This window comes from Frankia umida, from assembly GCF_023242945.1.
GTDB lineage: Bacteria > Actinomycetota > Actinomycetes > Frankiales > Frankiaceae > Frankia > Frankia umida.
The window spans coordinates 51,889-70,685 of sequence record NZ_JALKFT010000019.1 but is presented as its reverse complement, the minus strand read 5'-3'; the positions used below and the strand labels follow the sequence as shown (position 1 = coordinate 70,685).

The 18,797-nt window shown below is 73.8% G+C and carries 6 protein-coding genes; all 6 read left to right on the top strand.

What is annotated here, in order from left to right; translation table 11 throughout:
* Nucleotides 1-599: 599 nt before the first annotated feature.
* Complete coding sequence (locus MXD59_RS17935) at nucleotides 600-8,969, top strand: type I polyketide synthase (protein WP_248825847.1); 8,370 nt, start codon at nucleotides 600-602, stop codon at nucleotides 8,967-8,969.
* On the top strand, nucleotides 8,962-14,289 hold the full coding sequence (locus MXD59_RS17930) for a type I polyketide synthase (RefSeq protein ID WP_248825846.1): 5,328 nt from the start codon (nucleotides 8,962-8,964) through the stop codon (nucleotides 14,287-14,289). Before MXD59_RS17935 ends, MXD59_RS17930 begins: the two co-directional genes overlap by 8 nt.
* A 59-nt stretch (nucleotides 14,290-14,348) precedes the next feature.
* Entirely contained in the window at nucleotides 14,349-14,660 is a 312-nt protein-coding gene (locus tag MXD59_RS17925) for an acyl carrier protein (RefSeq protein ID WP_248825876.1), read from the top strand.
* A gap of 97 nt (nucleotides 14,661-14,757) precedes the next feature.
* Nucleotides 14,758-15,678: an alpha/beta fold hydrolase gene (locus tag MXD59_RS17920; RefSeq protein WP_248825845.1), complete on the top strand. Its 921-nt coding sequence runs from the start codon at nucleotides 14,758-14,760 to the stop codon at nucleotides 15,676-15,678.
* Nucleotides 15,675-16,880, top strand: coding sequence for a glycosyltransferase (locus MXD59_RS17915; protein ID WP_248825844.1), 1,206 nt, complete (start codon nucleotides 15,675-15,677; stop codon nucleotides 16,878-16,880). The genes MXD59_RS17920 and MXD59_RS17915 overlap by 4 nt, the downstream gene beginning before the upstream one ends.
* A gap of 10 nt (nucleotides 16,881-16,890) precedes the next feature.
* Nucleotides 16,891-18,753 carry a class I SAM-dependent methyltransferase gene (locus MXD59_RS17910; RefSeq protein WP_283097097.1) on the top strand — a complete coding sequence of 621 codons (1,863 nt, stop codon included), beginning with the start codon at nucleotides 16,891-16,893 and terminating at the stop codon, nucleotides 18,751-18,753.
* Nucleotides 18,754-18,797: the final 44 nt, after the last annotated feature.

Sequence of the window (18,797 nt, the reverse complement as noted above, 5' to 3'; positions counted from 1 at the left end):
GTGCGTTCGCCGCCTTTTTATGGGCTTGGCGCGGACTGTGACCGGTGACATCGCGGACGATGTCGGGCCATGGTGATCTGTGTCATCGAGCAGGTGCAGACCCGGTCGGCCCATACCTGTCAGCTACGCCAGTGGCTCCGTTCGGCGACCGGCGGCCGCCACCGTGCGGGTGCTCAGGTCGGGGCGGACTAGTATCCGCGCACGTTGGTGATGTCGCGACGGCTATGCGCTCGGGGCCACGTGTAGTTCGCCGTGTCAGTTCTACGAGAGTTGCTGGGGGTCAGTGCGTTTTCCGCGTACTCAGTACAGATACCGCTTCCCCAGGACGTCTGTCACCCAGAGGCTCCGGCCAGGGGGTCATCGACGCTCTGGGCGATCTCGTCCGTCGAAACGTGTCCATCGCGTTGGCGAGGTGGGTGCTTTCCTTGTCCTGGGTCCGGTTGCTATGGATCCGGGTCATGTGCCAGTAGGGCGAGTCGGGATGCCCCGGTGTCGCGGCGGTCAACGTGCCACGCGGCCGCAGTGGGCTCCCTGAACCGGATCTGTACGACATGCATGTCGCTGTACCCCAGGTTACGAGCCGCCAGGAGGACCTGCCGATGACCATCGCTGTCCCGCATTCCCTCGCGTCCTCGGCTGGTCGCGACCGCTGTGATCCGCTGGCCGCGGCCGATCTGGTCGTGGTGATCACACCGTTTGCCGAACCCGCGCCGGCCCTGGTCGCCGCGGTGGCGCGCGCAGGCGGGCGCGGCGTGCTTGACCTGGGACGATCCGAGGCCGTCGCACATCGTGCGCTGCGGGACGCGACCCGTTGGACGCCCGGCGCCTTCGGTGTCCGCGTGGGCACCGACTGTCCGCTGGTGCCGCGGGACCTCCCGGACGCGGTGGATCTCGTCGTGCTCGCCGCCGGCGCGCCGGAACGAGGCTGGTCGGTGGGTGAGGTGACGGCGACCGGCAGACAGGTGTGGGTCGAGGTGACCTCGGTCGGCGCGGCCGTGGCCGCGATCGAGGCCGGCGCCACCGGTCTGCTCGCACGGGGTAACGAGTCCGGCGGCGCGGTCGGTGACCTGACCACGTTCACGCTGCTACAGCATCTGCTTGCCGAGGACGGCCCCAGCGCCACCGCAGGACGGGACATGCCGGTCTTCGCCGCCGGTGGGATCGGCCTGGCCACGGCAGCCGCCGCGGTCGCCGGTGGCGCGGCGGGGGTCGTGCTCGACGCCCAGCTCGCGCTCGTCCAGGAGCTGGAACTGCCCGAGCGGGTGGCGGCGGCGATCCGGGCGATGGACGGCAGCGAGACCGCCCTGTACGGAGGCCACCGGCTCTACACCCGGCCCGATCTGCCCATCGCGGGTCTGGTCGGCTCCGGCCGGCCGGTCACCGACCTGCGGGCCACCGGCGGCGAGATCGCCTCGGACGGCGCGCTGTCCGTCACCGCTCCCCGTCGGGCGGAACACTCGCCCGACGCCGCCGCGCTGGACCAGGCCAGCCGGGACGACCAGGCCAGCCGGGACGACCAGGCCAGCCGGGACGGGCGGGATCAGGATCAGGAGCGGGCGGCGTGGGTCGCGGCCCGGCTGGGCGCCCGGGATCTGAGTGAGCAGTTTCTGCCGATCGGCCAGGACGGGGCGTTCGCCGCCGCCTTCGCCGACCGGTTCCGCCATGCCGGCGCGGTGGTGCGGGCGGTACGGGCTGCGATCCGCGAGGGTCTGGCCACCGCCGGGCGGGTGCGTCCGCTCGACGCCGGCTCGCCGTTCGCGGCCGACCGCGGCCTGCGCTACCCGATCGCGCAGGGTCCGATGACCCGGGTCAGCGACCGGGCCGAGTTCGCCCGGGCCGTGGCGGACGGCGGCGGCCTGCCGTTTCTGGCCCTGGCGCTGATGGGCGGGCCGGCCACCCGCGAGCTGCTGGCCCGCACCGCCGACCAGCTTGGCGACGCGCCGTGGGGCGTCGGCATCCTCGGATTCGCCCCGCCGCAGCTGCGCGCGGCCCAACTCGAGGCGGTCCGTGAGATCCGTCCGCCGTGCGCGATCATCGCCGGTGGACGTCCGTCTCAGGCCGCCCCGCTGGAGGCCGCGGGCATCGACACGTTCCTCCACGTGCCCTCGCCGGGCCTGCTCGGACGGTTCCTGGCCGAAGGCGCCCGCAAGTTCGTCTTCGAGGGACGCGAGTGCGGCGGGCACGTCGGTCCGCGGGCGAGCTTCCCGCTGTGGGAGGCCCAGATCGCGGGTCTGCTCGCCTACGGGGAGTCCACAGCGGCCGGACCCGACTTCTTCGCCGAACTGCACCTGCTGTTCGCCGGCGGGGTGCATGACGCCCGGTCGGCGGCGATGGTCGCGGCCGCCGCGGCCCCCCTGGCCGCCCGCGGTGCGCGCGTCGGCGTGCTGATGGGCACCGCCTACCTGTTCACCGCCGAGGCGGTCACGTCCGGTGCGATCATGACTGGCTTCCAGCAGGCCGCGCTTGACTGCGAACGCACCGTTCTGCTGGAGACCTCACCCGGGCATGCCACCCGGTGCGTCGAGTCCGACTTCGTGCGCACCTTCCTCGACCGCCGCCGGGAGCTGCTGGCCGCCGGTACGCCCCGCCAGCAGATGTGGCAGGAGCTGGAGTCGCTGAACCTGGGCCGGCTGCGGGTGGCCAGCAAGGGCCTGCGCCGCGACGGTGACCGGCTCGTCCAGGTCGACCCGGCGCTGCAGGTCCGGGAGGGAATGTTCATGATCGGTCAGGTGGCGGCGCTGCGCTCGGCCCGCACGACGGTCGCCGACCTGCACGAGGAGGTCACCAGCGGTGCCGGCCAGGCGCTGGCGGCCCGCGCCGCCGACCTGGGCCTGACCACCGGGCCGTCCAGCCGTACCGGGCCGGCCACGGCGGTGCCGGTCGGGGACGGCGACGCACGACCGTTGGACATCGCCATCGTCGGCATGGCGGCGGTCTTCCCGGAGGCCGCCGATCTCGACGCCTACTGGGCGAACATCGTGGCCGGTGTCGACGCCATCCGCGAGGTACCGGACGACCGGTGGGACCCGCGGATCTACTACCGTCCCGACGCGGTGACCAAGGACGCCGGCCGGCACACCCCGTCGAAGTGGGGTGGTTTCCTGCCGCGCATCCCGTTCGACGCGCTGGCCTACGGCATCCCGCCGCGGGCGCTGCGCAGTATCGAGACCAGCCAGCTGCTGGCGCTCGAGGTCGCCGCGCGGGCGTTGCGCGGCGCCGGATACGACACGGCCCAGAAGGGCCACGGTGAAGGCCGTCCGTTCGACCGGTCGCGCGCGTCGGTGGTGTTCGGGACCGAGGCCGGTACCGACCTGTCCGCCGCCTACAGCATGCGTTCCCTGTGGCCGGGACTGCTCGGTTCCCTGCCGGCGGAGCTCGAGGCGTTCCTGCCCGAGCTGGACGAGGACTCCTTCCCCGGCATGCTCGCGAACGTCATCGCCGGACGGGTCGCGAACCGGCTCGACCTCGGCGGGGTGAACTTCACCGTCGACGCGGCCTGCGCGTCGTCGCTGGCCGCCCTGGACACCGGCTGTAAGGAACTGGTCGCCGGTACCTCCGACCTGGTGCTGTGCGGGGGTGTGGACACCCACGCCGGCGCCCATGACTTCCTGCTGTTCTCCTCGGTGCACGCGCTGTCGCCGAACGGCCGGTGCCGCAGTTTCGACTCCGGGGCCGACGGCACCAGCCTCGGCGAGGGCGCCGCGGTCGTGGTGCTCAAGCGGCTCGCCGACGCCGAGCGCGACGGCGACCGCATCCACGCCGTGATCCGCGCGGTGGCCGGCTCGTCCGACGGGCGGGCGCTCGGCCTGACCGCCCCGCGTAAGGAGGGCCAGGTCCGCGCGCTGGAACGGGCCTACTCCCGGGCCGGGATCTCCCCGCGTGACGTCGGTCTGCTCGAGGCGCACGCCACCGGCACCGTGGTCGGTGACCGCACCGAACTCGCCACCCTCACCGAGATGTTCGTCGACAACGGTGCCGAGCCCGGTTCGTGCGCGGTGGGCTCGGTGAAGTCGCAGATCGGGCACACCAAGTGTGCCGCCGGCCTGGCCGGACTGATCAAGGTGGCGAAGTCGCTGGAGACCGGGGTGCGTCCGCCGACGCTGCACATCGACACCCCCAACGCCTACTGGCAGGCCGACACCAGCCCGTTCTACTTCGACCGGTCGGCCAAGCCCTGGGTGGCGCCGGCCGCGGACCGTCACGCCGGCGTGTCCGCGTTCGGGTTCGGCGGCACGAACTTCCACGTCGTGCTCTCGGCCTACGACGGCGGTCCGGAACCCAGCCACGGCCTCGACCAGTGGCCCGCGGAACTGTTCGTGATCCGCGGTGGCGACCGGGCGGCCGCCGGCCGGGCCCTGGACCGACTCACACAGCTCGTCACCGCCAGCGCCACGGCCGGCCATCCGCTGCGGCTGCGTGACCTCGCCCGCACGGCCAGCGCCGGCGGCGGGCCGGTCCAGGTCGCCTTCGTCGTCGACGACCTGGCTGCCCTGCCGGGCGCGATCGAGGCGGCCCGCACGTTCACCGCGGACCCGACGGCCGGTCGGTTCGTCCGCGCCGACGACGCTGACGCCGGCGATGACGTTGGTCCGGGGGCGACCGCGATGCTGTTCCCCGGTCAGGGCAGCCAGCGGCCGGGGATGCTCGCCGACCTGTTCGTGGCGTTCCCGCGGCTGCGTGAGGTCCTCGATCTCGCCCCCCAGTGGGTCGACACGATGTTCCCGCCGGCGGCCTTCACCCGCGCCGGACGAGACGCCCAGGCCGCGGCGATCACCGACACCCGGGCCGCGCAGCCCACCCTGGGCCTGGCCGGGCTGGCCATGCACGACCTGCTCGCGGGCCTGGGCATCCGACCCGATCATGTCGGTGGCCACTCCTACGGCGAACTCGTCGCCCTGGTCGCCGCCGGCGTGCTCGACCGGGCTGACCTGATCGGGCTCAGCGAGGCGCGGGCCGGCGCGATCCTGGCCGCCGCGGGCGACGACCCCGGCGCGATGGCCGCCGTGGCCGCTCCCATCGAGCAGGTCCGGGCGGTTCTCGCCGACCTGCGCGCCGACGGGGCCGAGGGCACCGTGGTGGTGGTCGCCAACCACAACGCGCCTCGTCAGGTCGCCGTCTCCGGGCCGACCGCGGCACTGGCCCGGGCGATCGAGGCGTTCGCGCAGGCCGGTCTGACGGCCCGGCGCATTCCGGTGGCCTGCGCCTTCCACAGTCCGGTGGTGGCCGCCGCCGCGCGCACCCTGGCCACCCGGCTCGCCGACACCCGGGTCGAGTCCGCGCACCGGACCGTCTGGTCCAACACCACCGCGGCGCCGTATCCGAGCACACCGGCGGAGATCCGGGCGGCGCTCGCCGGTCAGGTCGCCGCGCCGGTGCGGTTCGTCGAGCAGATCGAGGCGATGTACGCCGCCGGTGTGCGGACGTTCATCGAGGCGGGCCCCGGCCGCGTGCTGTCCCAGCTGGTCTCGAAGATCCTCGGGACGCGGCCGCACCGGGTGGTCGCCACCGATGTCGCCGGTGAGTCCGGGGTGCGCCGGTTGCTGCTCGCCGTCGCCGAACTCGCCGCCGCCGGCGTCGCCGTCGATCCGTCCCCCCTGTTCGTCGGCCGCGACGCACGGATCGTCGCCGCGAGCGACATCCCGCGCCGCCCTGGCTGGACGATCGACGGGGCCTACGTCCGCACCGTCGACGGCACCCATGTCGCCGGTGGTCTGCAGCCGCCACGCCAGCTCACCCCGGCCGGCGGCGCTGTTCCCACCGCTACCGCGGCGCCGGCGGTCGCCACCGCCGTTCCGGGCGGCACCGCCGTTCCGGTGACCGCCGTGAGTGTCACCGCTGGTGCGGCGCATGCCGTCGACAGCTCGTCCAACGGTCACGGACCGGCGCCCGCCCTACCGACGCCGCGATCCCTGACCAGCCCGGTGGTGTCGGCCAACGTCACGCCACCGCCCACGTCCACGGTCGATGTTTCGACGACCGAGACCACGCCCGAGTTTGGAGGTGATGGTCCGGTGGAGGCCGTCGTCCTGGATTTCCTGCGAACCAGCCGCGAGATGATCGCCGCGCAGCGCGATGTCGTACTTGGCTACCTGGGCTACGACCCGGCCGGGTACGCCGACCATCCCGCGGCACCACCGGCCGCCCTCCCGGCGGCTCTCACCCAGACGGCTGTCATCCGGACGGCGGTGGCACCGACGCCCGGGGCATCGGCGGCTGTCGTGCCGGCGGTCGCGTCCGCTGCCCGGGCGGGCGTTCCGCCGCAGGTCCGTCCCGATGCGGCGGTGGGCGGCCCGGTGGGCCTGGCCGCGGGTCAGGGGTCACCGGCGGGTGGAAACGGCGCTGGGGTGCCGGTCGGGGTTGTTCCGGTCGCCGCTGTGTCGGTAGCGGTGGAGCCGGCCGCCGCGGCGTCGTCGGTGGGGCTGGACCGGGTGGCGGTGTCCGAGGTGGTGGTCGGGGTGATCGCGGAGCAGACCGGTTATCCGGTGGAGATGCTCGAACCTGATCTGGATCTTGAGGCTGATCTGTCGATCGACTCGATCAAGCGGACGGAGGTGCTCGGGGAGCTGGCCGGTCGGTTGGGGTTGGCGGCGCCGGGTTCCGGTGAGCTGGACGAGTCGGTGGTCGAGGAGCTGGCCGCGATCAAGACGGTGCGCGGCATCGTCGACTGGATCGTCGCCCGCTCCGCCCCGGCCGCGGCCCCGGCGGCCGCGGTGAGCGCCGGCGTCCCGCCGTCCAATGTCGCGGGTGGCGGTACCGGGGGCGCCGCGGCGTCGTCGGTGGGGCTGGACCGGGTGGCGGTGTCCGAGGTGGTGGTCGGGGTGATCGCGGAGCAGACCGGTTATCCGGTGGAGATGCTCGAACCTGATCTGGATCTTGAGGCTGATCTGTCGATCGACTCGATCAAGCGGACGGAGGTGCTCGGGGAGCTGGCCGGTCGGTTGGGGTTGGCGGCGCCGGGTTCCGGTGAGCTGGACGAGTCGGTGGTCGAGGAGCTGGCCGCGATCAAGACGGTGCGCGGCATCGTCGACTGGATCGTCGCCCGCCCCGGTCCGGGGGAGCCGGCGGCCGTGGCGGACCCGGTCCGGGTGCCGGTCCAGGGCCCCGCTGATCCGGCGTCGGCGGGCCCGTCCGCACCGGGCGGCCCGGGCCCGTCGGCCCCGGGCGGTGCCTCGCCGGTCGGGACCGGGTCGTTCGCCGGCACGCCGACGGGCGGCTCGAACTCCAACGGCACCGCGGCGACCTTCGCCGGTCCGGCGTTCGCCGATGTCGTCATGCCCGAACAGGCCTCGCTGACCTCTGCGGGTCACCGCTCCGATGATCGCAGCTCCCAGCCGGCGTTGGCCGGTGTCTCCCGGGCCGCGGCCACGGGTGCGGCCCGGTCCACGGGCGGTGCGCTTGAAGCCGAGCCGTCCGGTGTGTTCCCGCTGCGGCGGTACGTCGTCGAGGTACGGGAGGCCGGACCGCCCGCGCAGGTGGGCGCCACCGACCTGCGCGGAGCTCGGTTCCTGCTGGTCGAGGGTGGCCTCGGGGTCGGCCTGGCGCTGGCGACCCGGCTGGAACGGGCCGGCGCCGAGGTGCGTATCCTCGCCGCGCACGACCGGGGACTGGTCGACCAGATCCGGGCCGGGGCCGGCGCCGATGGTCTGGCCTGGATCGCCTCCGCCGATCCGGATGCCCAGGAGGACGCGGTGCTGCCGGCGGCCTTCCCGGCGCTGCGGGCCGCGGCGCTTGGTGGCTGCCGGCGGGTGCTGGTGGTCACCGGCGACGGCGGACGTTTCGGCTGCCCGACGCCGGCGGTGCCGGGCCGGGCCGCCGGTGCCAGCGTCGCCAACGGGGCGGAGCGTGAGATCGAGGTCGAGCGGCCCGCGGTGCGCCCGACCCGCGGAGCGGGGCTGGCCGGGCTGGTCCGCACGATCGCCCAGGAGGTGCCGGGACTGACGCTGCGGCTGGTCGACGTGGAGCCCAAGGAGGAACCGCGGGGCATCGCCGACAGTCTGTTCACCGAACTGCTCACCGCCGACGGGCCGCTGGTCGTCGGCTACCGGGACGGCGCCCGGGCGGTGGTTCGGCTGCGCCCGGCCCCCGGACCGGACGGCGGTGCGCTGCCCGCCGCCCTCGACGCGTCCGCGGTGGTGCTGCTGACCGGCGGCGCACGGGGGATCACGGCCCGGGTCGCGGTGGAGCTGGCTCGCCGCAGTGGCTGCGCGATCGAACTGGTGGGTCGCACACCGCTGCCGACCGGACCGGAGGACGCGGCGACGGCGTCCGCGTCGGACGCCCCGGCGTTGCGCCGGGCGTTCATCGCCGCGGGGGTGCGTCGCCCGGCGGAGATCGAGGCGCGGATCGCCCGGCTGCTCGCCGAACGGGAGGTGCGCGCGACGCTGGCCACGCTGGGTCAGTTCGGCTCCTCGGTGCGCTATCACGCGGTGGACGTGCGTGACCCGGAGGCCGTGGCGGCGGTTGTCGCCGACGTCTACGCCCGCCATGGCCGGCTCGACGGGATCATCCACGGTGCCGGGGTGCTCGCCGACCGGCTCCTGCGGGACAAGACGCCCGACTCTTTCGAACGTGTGTACGATACGAAGGTCGGCGGCGCGCGGGCGCTGCTCGCGGCGGCGCGCGACGACATCGGTTTCGTCGCCCTGTTCGGCAGCGTCGCCGGTGTGTTCGGCAACCGCGGTCAGGTCGACTACGCCGCCGGTAACGACGCGCTCGACACGCTTGCCCGCGCGGCGTCCGGGCGGTTCGCCGGCCGGGTCGTCAGCGTGGACTGGGGCCCCTGGGGTTCGTCCCACGCCGGCGGCGGGATGGTCTCGCCGGAGCTCGCCCGCGAGTACGCCCGGCGTGGCATCGGGCTGATCGACCCGGTCGAGGGGGTCGAGGCGCTGCTCGCGGAGCTCGCCGGCCCGCTCGATGGTCCCGCGCAGGTGGTCTACATGTGCGCGGACGCGGAGGCGTTCGATGCCTGAACCCGTCGCGCCGGATCCCGGCGGCGCAGCGGGGGGCCGGGGTGGCGCGGTGCCGATCGCCATCGTCGGCATGTCGGCGCTGTTTCCCGGCGCGGGCGACCTCGGTGCCTTCTGGCGCAACATCGTCGGCGGGGTGGACGCGGTGGGCGCCATCCCCCCCGGCCGGTTCGACGTCGAGGACTACTTCGCCGCGCCGTCCGCGGCCGGTGGGCTGGGCGGCTCCGGTGTCTCGGGCCTGAGCGGCCAGGGCGGTCCGAACGGCTCGGGGAGCTCGGCCGCTGACGGGGGCGCGTTCTACTGTCGGCGTGGCGGGTTCGTGGACGATCTGGCGGCCTTCGATCCGACGGCGTTCGGCATCGTCCCGAACGCCGTGGACTGGGCCGAACCCGACCAGCTGCTCGCGTTGCGCCTGGCCGCCGAGGCGATCACGGACGCCGGGGGAGCGGACCGGCTCGGTGACGCCGACCGGGTCGGCGTGGTCCTCGGCCGCGGTGGCTACGTCGGCTCCGGCGTGGCCCGGCTCGAACAGCGGGTCCGCACCTCACGTCAGCTCGTCACGACCCTGCGGGAGGTGCTGCCGGACCTGCCGGCGGACGCCGTCGAACGGGTCCGCGCGGCCTTCTGTGACCAGCTTGGGCCGGTGCGCGCCGAGGCGTCGATCGGCCTGGTGCCCAACCTCGCCGCGTCCCGGATCGCGAATCGGCTCGACCTGCGCGGACCCGCCTACACGGTGGACGCGGCCTGCGCCTCGTCGCTGATCGCCGTCGAGTCGGCGCTGCGCGACCTCGGCTCCCACCGGACCGACGCGATGATCGTCGGTGGCGCCCATCTCGTCCATGAGGCGTCGTTCTGGAGTGTGTTCACGCTGCTGCGGGCGCTGTCACCGAGCGAGGTGATCCGGCCGTTCGACCGGCGCGCCGACGGCATCGTCATCGGCGAGGGCGTGGGCATGCTGGTGCTGCGCCGGCTGGACGACGCCCGCCGCGACGGCGACCGCGTCTACGCGGTGCTGCGCGGCGCCGGGGCGTCCAGCGACGGGCGCGGTGCCTCGCTGATGGCCCCCGACACCAGCGGTCAGGTCCTCGCCGTGCGACGGGCCTGGGCGGACGCCGGACTCGACCCGACCGCCCCCGGCGCGATCGGCCTGGTCGAGGCGCACGGCACCGCCACCCCCGCCGGTGACGCGGTGGAACTCGCCACCCTCGCCGAGGTCTTCGGCCAGGCCGCGGCCGCTGACGTGGGTGGCATCGGCCTCGGGTCCGTCAAGTCCATGATCGGCCACGCGATGCCGGCGGCGGGCGCGGCCGGTCTGATCAAGACGGCCCTCGCGCTGCACCACCGGACACTGCCACCCACACTGCACTGCGACGAACCACATCCGGCCTTCGCCGCCAGCCGCTTCGCCCCCGTGCGCACCGCCACCCCCTGGGCCGAACCGGCGGGCGGGGGTCCGCGCCGGGCCGGCGTCAACGCCTTCGGTTTCGGCGGCATCAACGCGCACCTCGTCGTCGAGGAGGCCCCGCCGGACATCCCGGTCACCGCCGCCCGCACCTTCCCCGCTCCCACGGCCGCGTCGTCCGCCGCCGCCTCGCCGTCCGGCGTGGTGGTGTCGTCCGGTGAGCTGGGGGCGGACGCGGGCGCCGAACGGGTGCTGCTGCTGGCCGGTTCCGGGCCAGACGATCTTCTCGCCCAGCTGGACCGGCCCGATGCCGAACTGCTGGCCCGCGACGACGCCGCGGCCCCGCCCACCGGCGGGCCCTGGCGACTGGCGCTGGTCGCGCCGAACGCGCGGCGTCTCGCCCTCGCCCGCAGCGCGGTCGGACGAGGAACGCCCTGGCGGGGCCGCAACGACCTGTGGTTCAGCCCCACCGGCCTGCTCGACCCGGCGAACCCGGCCGGCGCCGGGCAGACGGCGTTCCTGTTCTGCGGGCTCGAGGACAACTTCACCCCGCGCGTCGACGACGTCTGCGACCATTTCGGCCTTGACAGACCCAACGCCACTGACACCGCCGGGCTGGGGCAGCATGGCGTGGCGAGCATCGAAATCGGCCGGGTCCTCGACCTCGCGTTGCGCCGGCTCGGTATCGTCCCCGACCTCGTCGGCGGGCACAGCATCGGCGAGTGGAACGCGATGATCTCCTGCGGGCTGGTCACCGACGCCTTCGCCGACTCGTTCATCGCCGGGTTCGACCCCGCCTCCCTCGAGGTGCCCGGGGTCGCCTTCGGGGCGCTGGGCTGCGGCGCCGAGCAGGCGGGCGCGGTGATCGCGCACCTCGACGAGGTCGTCCTGTCGCACGACAACTGCCCGCATCAGTCGATCATCTGCGGGCGGGAGGACAGCGTGCGCGCCGCGCTGGATGAACTGCGCCGCGCCGGCGTGCTCGGCCGGCTGCTGCCGTTCCGCTCCGGCTTCCACTCCCCGTTCTTCGAGCCCTACCAGGACGTCGCGCGCGCCGCGATCGATGCCACCACCTTCGCCGAGGCGACGGTGCCGATCTGGTCGGCGACGACCGCGGCGCCCTACCCCCGTGACCACGACGAGGTGCGCGACCTGACGCTGCGCCACCTCGTCGCGCCGGTGCGGTTCCGGGAGCTGCTCGACGAGCTGTACGCGTCCGGGGTGCGGGCGTTCGTGCAGGTCGGTGTCGGCAGCATCGCCGGGTTCGTCGATGACACGCTGCGCGGACGGGAACATCTCTCCCTGGTCTCGAACACACCGAAGCGGTCAGGTCTGGAACAGCTGCGCCGGGTCGCCGCCGCGCTGTGGGCCGAGGGTGCCGCGCCGCGCCTGGACCTGCTGCCCTGCCGGACCCGCCCCACGCCGCCCGCGCCCCCGGTGGGAACCGGGGCGCCCGTGACACCGCCCGGCCGGCGCGTGCAACTGCCGCGCGGCGCAGGCCGGCCCGTCCCGTTGCGACTGGGAACGCCCCTGGTGCGCCTCGGGCCCGCCGCCGCCGACCTGCTGGGCCGCCCGTCCGCCCGGACCCCCCAGACCCCCCAGGCCGCGCCTGCCACAGTGCCCGTCGCGTCACCTGGCACCGTCGCGTCATCTGGCACCGTCGGGTCACCCGGAGCGGTCGGGTCGCCTGTGCTGGCCGAGCTGCAGGGCGTGCTGGCGGACGGGGACCAGGCCCTGACCGCTGTCGTCGGCCGCTGGAACGGGGCGGTGCCGGGTTCGCCCGCCGCTCGCGACCGGAGCACCTCGCCCGGGCGGCGAGTGGCCGCGCCGGCCAGACCGTCCAGGCCCTCCAGACCCTCAAGGCCGTCCAGGCCCTCGGTGCCCGCGAGATCGGCTGGTTCGTCCAGGTCCGCCGCGTCCAACGGGCTGGTCGGCTCCTCGGCGCCGGTCGGGGCGGGCGTACCGCCTGGGCCGCCCGGCGCGGCTGGGCCGTCCGGGGCGGTGCCGTCGTCCGGGCTGGGGGCGGGGCCGCGCACCGTGGTGCGTCGACTGTCGCTGGCGTCGATGCCGCACGTCGTCGACCACTGCTTCTACCGGCAGCCGCCGGGCTGGACCGACCAGTCCGACCGTTTTCCGGTCGTGCCGATGACCGAGGTCCTGGAGCTGATGATCGCCGAGGCGGCGGCGCTGCTGCCCGGACGGGTGCCGATCGGGCTGCGGGACGTGCGGGCGCTGCGCTGGCTCGCGATCGAGCCCGCCGTCGAGGTGACGATCACCCTGAGCGGGGTCGAGCCCGCCGCGGTGGAGCGCGGGCCGCGCGACGGTGGCACGGCGGCCGGGGAGCCCGAGGCGGTCGAAGCGGTGCGGGTCAGTGTCGAGGGGTACGCCCGCGGCACGGTGCTGTTCGCCGCCGGCTATCCGAGCCCACCGGCGACGAGTCCGACCACCGCGGATCTGCCGGCTCCGGCGGGCACACCCGTCCTGCCGGACGAGCGTGCGCCGCGCCAGCAGGGGCCGGATCTCTACCGCGGCCGGTTTCTGTTCCACGGCCCCGGCTATCAGGGTGTCGAACACATCGACGGGATCGCCTCGGGTGGCGTTCGGGGGCGGCTGCGGGTGCCGTCCGCGTCCGGAGCGTTGTTGGACAACGCCGGGCAGCTGTTCGGGTACTGGGCGATGGAACATCTGGCGCAGGATTCGCTGCTGCTGCCCCAGTCCATCGCGGACGTGCGTTTCTTCGGCCCGCCGCCGGTCGTCGGCGAGGCGTTGGACTGCGTGGTGCGCATCCGCGCGGTGGCCGAGCGGACCGTCGTCGCCGATCTGGAACTGCGCCGGGCCGACGGGCGGTGCTGGGCGATCATCACCGCCTGGACCGATCGCCGGTTCGCCAACGACGCGGTGCTGTGGACGATGGTGCGTTCCCCGGAGCTGCACACCGTCGCGCAGCCCGCCGGTGAGGGCTGGCTGGTGGCGCTCGACCGGTGGAGCGAGTCGGCCTCCCGGGAACTGATCGTGCGTCACTACCTGGACGCGGAGGCCCGGGCCAGGCTCGCCGCACTGAACCCGCGGGCCGCCCGCGGCCGGCTGCTGGGCCGCATCGCCGCTCAGGACGCCGTCCGTCGCTGGCTGTGGGACCGCGGTGCCGGGCCGGTCTGGGCGATCGAGGTCGGGATCGACAACGACCCGCTCGGTGCCCCCCGGGTCCGGCCACTGCCGGTGCGGGCGGGTGTGCCGGTCCTTGACGCGCCCTGGGTGTCGCTGGCGCACAAGCCGGAACTGGCCGTCGCGCTGGTGTCGGCCGCCGGTTCGGTCGGCATCGACGTGGAGCGGATCGTGGCGCGCGCCCCCGGCGTGGAGCGGGCCGCGCTCGCCCCGTCCGAGGTGGATCTGCTCGACCGGCTCGCCGGCGACGACGACGCGGCGCGGGCGGTGTGGTTCACCCGGCTGTGGGCGGCGAAGGAGGCGGCGGCGAAGGCACGGGGCACGGGCCTGGCGGGTCGTCCACGCCAGTTCGTCGTCGACGGACCGTATCCGGCGCCGCCGGTGTGGTCGTCGTTTCCCGCCAGTGGCACGGCCGGCCCGCCGTTGCTGCTGCGGGTCACCGTGGCCGGTGACCTGGCCACGGGTGATCAGGCCGTGGGTGATCAGGCCGCGGGGGAACCGGGGGACGGTGGCGACCGGCGGTCGCATGGGCGGTGGGTGGCATTGCGTACCGTGGATGCCGCCGGCCGGATTCTGCCCGACGATGCGCGGATCGGCTCCGGCCGTCCGGATTCCGCGGCGTCCGCCGACCGCGCCGACCTTCCCGCACGTTATGTCGTCGCCTGGACCTCACCCGAGGTCGAGGCCGATGTCGTGGCCGGGCGTCCCGGCCGTGCGCACCAGCGTGACAGCGTCGGGGAACGGAGCTTTTCCAGATGACAGCGCAGCAGAAAATCGTGACCGGCGTCCCAGCGGCGACCGGGGAAAAGGTGGCGCAGATGGACCGGCCAGCGGTGGAGACCCGCGTGCTCGAGGAGATCGCCGAAGACGTCCGCGACGTCATCGGCGAGGAATACGCGTTCGACATGAAGATCACCATGGACACGTCGTTCAGCGAGGACCTCGAACTGGAAAGCATCGAGTTCGTCGCGCTCGCCGACCGGCTGCGTGAGCGGTACGGCGACGCCGTCGACTTCGTCGGTTTCCTGGCCACCCGGGACGTCGACCAGGTCATCAACATGCGGGTCGGTGAGGTGGTGGAGTTCGTCGTCGACAGCCTGCCCACCCCGGCGACGACCGGTTCGATCTGAGCCGACAGCCGTCCCGCGGGACAGGCATCCGGGTAACAGCCGTACTGGGGGACAGCGGTGCTGGGGGACTCAGCGACCGAGCAGGAGAGTGGTGCGAATGAGTGAGATCGTCGCGAACGACGTCCGGCTGCACGTGCAGCGGATCGGCCCGCCGGGCGGTGCGGGCACCGACATCCCGACCGTCGTGATGCTGCACGGCATGGTCATGGACAACATGTCCAGTTTCTACCTGTCGCTGGGCACCTATCTCTCCGATGCCGGCTGCGACGTCATCTGCTACGACCTGCGTGGTCACGGCCGCAGCGAACGCACCCCCGACGGCTACCGGCTCACCGACTCCCTGGCCGACCTGACGGGCCTGCTCGACGAGCTCGGCGTGGACCAGCCGGTGCACCTCGTCGGCAACAGCTACGGCGCGACGATGGCCCTCGCCTACGGGCTGGAACACGGCGAACGGGTGGCGAGTCTGACCCTGATCGAACCGCCGTTCCTGCTGGAGGGGCTCGGCGAGGAGATGGCCCGGTCGCTGAGCCAGATCCTCGCGGCGATGTCCGACGACGAGGTCGAGCAGTGGTTGCAGCAGGCCGCCGGTCGGGTCGCGGGCCGCGCGACCCGCTCGGCCCGCCGGCTGCTGCAGGAGACGACGATCGCCGGCGACATGCTGGCGACCCAGCCGTTCTCCACCGAGGCGCTCGGTCGACTGGCGATGCCCGTCCTCGTCGTCTACGGGGAGAACTCGGACATCGTCGACCAGGCCGAGACCCTCACCTCGGTCATCCCGAACACGACCCTGGTGGTCCTCGCCCACCACACCCACATGGTGCTGCGGGAGGCCACCGGCTACCTGCGTGAGCTGATGCGCTGGTGGCTGTTCGAGGATCGCGGCACCGAACCGCCCGTCTACGTCCCGCGGACCGAACGGCGTTTCGAGACCCCGCGGTGGGTGACCGACATGGTGCCGCCGCCCGATCTCAACACCCCCCGGCCCGCGGCCGCGGCGGAGGGCGGCCGCGGATGAGCCGGGTGCTGTTCGTGGTTCCGCCGCTGACCGGGCATGTCAACCCGGCGATCGGGGTCGCCGGTGAACTCGCCGCCCGCGGCCATGAGGTCGCGATCGCCGGCCACCTGGACGTGATCGGCCATCTGATCCCTGCCGGGATGACCGTGTTCGGGTTGCCGGACCTGCCCGGCGACGCCGACCGGGAGGCCGTCGTCGCCCGTTCGCGTGGGCTGCGCGGCCCGGCGTCGCTGAAGTTCCTGTGGGAGGAGTTCCTGCTTCCGCTGAACACCGCGATGATCCCCGCGATCGAACAGATCGTCGCCCGGTTCCACCCGGACGCGATCGTCGCCGACCAGCAGGCCATCGGCGCGGCCCTGGTCGCCCGGCGCCACGGGCTGCACTGGGCGACCCTCGCCACCACCTCCGCCGAACTCGACGATCCCTACGGGGTGCTCGCCGGTCTCGGCCAGTGGGTCCGCGGGCTGCTCCGCGACTTCCAGCTCACCCACGGCCTGACCAGCGCGGACGCGGACGCCGTCGATCTGCGCTTCTCCGACGAACTGGTCATCGTCTTCTCCGTCGCCGACCTGCTGCGCCGCCCGGACACCCCGCAGCCGTCGGTCGCACCCCGCAACACGGTCTTCGTGGGCAGCGCCACCGGTGGACTGCGGGTCGCCAGCACCCCGTTTCCCTGGGAGTGGCTGGACCCGCGGCGCGCCGCGGTGCTCGTCTCGCTGGGCACCGTCACCCGGGAGGCCGGTGGCCGGTTCCTGCGGGCCGCGGCGGAAGGGCTGCTGACCCTCACCGACCGGGTGCAGGCGATCGTGGTGGCCCCACCGGGGCTCATCGACGACCTCAACGCCCCCGACGACCTGCTGGTCACCGAGTCGGTGCCGCAGATCGAGCTGATGAGCAGGCTGTCGGCGGTGGTCTGCCACGCCGGTAACAACACCGTGTGCGAGGCGCTCACCCACGGCCTGCCCCTGGTCGTCGCCCCCGTCCGTGATGATCAGCCGATCATCGCCGAACAGGTGGTGCGCACCGGCGCCGGGGTGCGGATCAAGTTCGGCCGCGCCGGCGCGTCCAACGTGCGGGCCGCGGTGAGCGCCGTTCTGGACGACCCGATCCACCGACTCGCGGCCGAGCGGCTGCGCGACGCCTTCCGGCTCGCCGGCGGGGTCGCCGCCGCGGCCGACCACGTCGAGAAGTTGGTCGCATGAGGTGAGCGGGCTGCTCGCGTGGTTGGCGCCCGCGGTGTGCGTCGGGTTGATCATCAATGCGGTGCGGCTGCGTGGCCGGCTGCGCCGGTTGGAGACCGTTCCCGCCTCCGGTCGGCCGGTCGACCCGCGGCACGAGTTCCTCATCGCCGCCGGCGTCGAGATGACCGACGGTGCCCGTCGAGCCGCCAGCTACCACGCAAGCCGGGACCACCTCGACGTCCTCGACCTGGTGCCGACCGACCTGACCGTCGAACGCGCCCTCGACGTCGCCCGGATGGTCGACACCCGCACCTACCGCACCGACCGCTGCGTGCCGGGCCGGGGGGCCTTCCAGGCGCTGCTGGTGCGTTCGGAGATCCTCGACCGCGCCGGGATCAGCCCCCGGGAGGACTTCGACCCGGTCGAACTCGTCGACATCACCGAGCGGGTGAAGCTGTTCGCCTCGGACTCGACCGACCTGGCCGTCCTGCCTGGTCTGCGGGCCGCCCGCGACGACGCCGCGATGCGGGTCCGGGTGCAGCAGCGGGCCTACCGGTTCACCCGGCGTTACCAGCTTTTCCCGTTCGTCCCCCAGGTCGCCACCGGTATCGGTCTGCACTACAACCAGGCGTGGGGCATCACCGCGCTGGCCCTGTTCTGGTTCCAGCCGTTCGTCGTCTGCGCCGGCAGGGTGCCGCTGGCCCCCCGCGACCTGATCCGCTCACCTCTGGTGCGGATTCTCGGTGGTGTGCTGTTCGTCATCGACTCGGTGCGGGCCGGACGGACCCAGTCGGCGCGGGCCGCCGCGGCCAAGGCCGCCGGTCTGCCCGCCGACCCGGTCAAACACGCCGCCCGGGTGCGCCGTGCCGCCAGCCGTGACGCCTACCACCGCGAGGTGCAGGAAGGTCTCGACCGGTTCCTGCGCCGGGCCCGTGACGACTGCCCGTGGTGCGGGTCGACGGAACTCGCCGTCCGGCTGGTCGCCCCCGACATGCTGCTGCGCAAACCCGGCGAGTTCACCCTCGACCGTTGCGAGCACTGCGGGCACATGTTCCTCAACCCGGCGCTGAACGCCGAGGGGCAGGAGTTCTACGAGCGCGACCGGTACGACGGGCTGCGCGCCGACCTCGGTGAACGGGTGCTCGCGGTGATCGCCCGGGACCGGCGCGACCAGGTCGCCGCCGTGCGGCCGTTCGGGCTGCCCCGCACCTGGCTGGACGTCGGCTCCCGCTTCGGGCATCTGCCCAACGCCGCCCGCGAACGCTGGCCGGCCACCGTGTTCGACGGAGCGGACAGCTCCGCCTGCCTCGACGAGGGCCTGCGCCGCGGCTGGGTCGACCACGCCTACCACGGGCGGCTTTCCGACATCGCGGACTCCGTCGCCGGCCAGTACGACGTGATCAGCATGTTCGGCTATCTCGAAGGCAGCGAGGACCCGTCCGCCGAACTCGACGCCGTCACCAAGGCCCTGCCCGCCGGCGGCCTGCTGCTGTGCGAACTGGCGAACGCCGAATCGGTGCAGGCGCGGCTGCTCGGCCGGTTCTGGTCCGGCTGGGCCATCCCCGAACGCGCCCACTTCATCCCGGTGGACAACCTGCTCGCCGCCCTGACCGACCGGGGCCTGCGGCCCGTGCTGGTGCGCTTCGCCGCCCCCTGCGGCCCCGGCGATCTCACGCTGGCACTGCGGTTCGCCGTCAACGCCATCGCCCCCCAGCCGATGCCCTGGTTGCGCCGGGCCGCCGGCCCGGTCGCGACGGTCGCCTGGGCGCTGATGATGGCCATCGTGAGCCCGCTGCTGACCCTGGCCCGGGTGGCCGACCGCCTCTGCCGGCGTTTCGTCCACGCCCCCCGCTACTCCAGCACCTGCCTGATCATCGCCCGTCGCGAGCTCTGAGCCGACCGTCCCGTACCAGCCGTGTCGGTACGGGACGGTCGGGC

Coding starts and splice junctions, on each gene's coding strand:
- MXD59_RS17935 (WP_248825847.1), top strand. CDS start 600: ATGACCATCGCTGTCCCGCATTCCCTCGCGTCCTCGGCTGGTCGCGAC.
- MXD59_RS17930 (WP_248825846.1), top strand. CDS start 8,962: ATGCCTGAACCCGTCGCGCCGGATCCCGGCGGCGCAGCGGGGGGCCGG.
- MXD59_RS17925 (WP_248825876.1), top strand. CDS start 14,349: ATGGACCGGCCAGCGGTGGAGACCCGCGTGCTCGAGGAGATCGCCGAA.
- MXD59_RS17920 (WP_248825845.1), top strand. CDS start 14,758: ATGAGTGAGATCGTCGCGAACGACGTCCGGCTGCACGTGCAGCGGATC.
- MXD59_RS17915 (WP_248825844.1), top strand. CDS start 15,675: ATGAGCCGGGTGCTGTTCGTGGTTCCGCCGCTGACCGGGCATGTCAAC.